Below are 1170 nucleotides of genomic sequence, written 5' to 3'. Positions count from 1 at the left end.
AGGCTGCCGCCGAGCAGCGACAGCGCATGGCGCACGCGCTGCTCCGTCACGTAGCGGTATGGCGTCGCGCCGGTGCTGGCGCGAAAGAGCCGCGTGAAATGCACCGCGCTCATGTGCAGCTCGGCCGCGAGCTCGTCGATGCCGAAGTCCTCGGCCAGGTGCTGCATGACCCAGTCGTACACCCTGCGCAGGTCGCTCTGCGAGAGCCGCCCGCGCGGGCGCCGGCTGTTCCCCGCGCAGCCATAGCGGTTCTGCAGATAGCTCGCGAGCGCCATCGACAGGCCCTGCGCATGCAGGCGGCCCGAAGTGCAGCCGCGCTCCACTTCGTCGCGCATGGCGACGATCAGCGCCGACAGCGTCGCGTCGGTGGTCGACAGGTGTGTCTGCCGGTGCAGCTCGCCGTCGCCCTCGGGCATGAGGCTGCGCAGCGCCTCTGGGCGGATCTCGATGCCGATCGTCTCGGCGAGCTCGCCGGTCCACGCTGCGCGGTCGACCTCGTAGCCCTGCTCGAAGATAAACATGTCACCCGGGCGGGCCTCGAAAGGATGGATGCGGCGGCCCCGCGTCATCGCACCCTTCACGTGGCCGCGCACGCACAGGCCGAGCAGCGGATGCGGGTTGTAGCAGGCCGGGTTCTCGCCGTCGCCCGCTATCTCGCGCACCTCCAGCGCGAAGCCCTGCCATGGCGTGGCCTGCGCGTTCACCAGCATCCTGCCGTCGTGGCGCAGGGGCTTGCCCGAGGCGTCCAGGAGGCAGATTTCGCGTGTCATTGCATTGCCTGCGAGGGCGCAAGAAACCGCGTGCGCGGCCCCTACACGCCGAGCAGTTCCTCCAGCACATGCGGCTCGGCCAGCAAGTCGGCCGAGGCTCCGTGCCGCACGATCTGCCCCTTCTCCATCACCACCGCAAGATCGGTGTGCGCCAGCACCTTGCGGTAGTCGCGATCCACGATCAGCGTCGCAATGCCGGTCGCGCGGATCTCGCCGATCACGCGCCAGATCTCGGCCACGATCAGCGGGGCCAGGCCTTCGGTGGCTTCGTCCAGCACCAGCAGATGCGGGTTGGTCATCAGAGCGCGGCCTATGGCCAGCATTTGCTGCTCGCCGCCCGACAACTGGTTGCCCATGTTGCGCGCGCGCTCGGCCAGACGGGGGAACAGCGCGTAGACGC

2 protein-coding genes are annotated in these 1170 nt (G+C 69.2%); both read right to left on the bottom strand.

The genetic code is table 11. The features are described 5' to 3' along the window. The coding region (locus ACSFA3_RS24685) for a helix-turn-helix domain-containing protein (RefSeq protein WP_435507999.1) at positions 1-770 on the bottom strand (770 nt) is incomplete at its 3' end. Between the two features lie 41 nt (positions 771-811). After that, positions 812-1170 (bottom strand): ATP-binding cassette domain-containing protein (locus ACSFA3_RS24680; RefSeq protein WP_435507998.1); only part of this gene is annotated, 359 nt, incomplete at its 5' end.

The sequence above is a fragment of the Variovorax glucosi genome (assembly GCF_051216695.1).
In the GTDB taxonomy this organism is placed as follows: Bacteria; Pseudomonadota; Gammaproteobacteria; order Burkholderiales; family Burkholderiaceae_C; genus Variovorax.
Note: the sequence above shows the minus strand (reverse complement) of the source record. Positions and strands in the feature narration are given on the sequence as shown.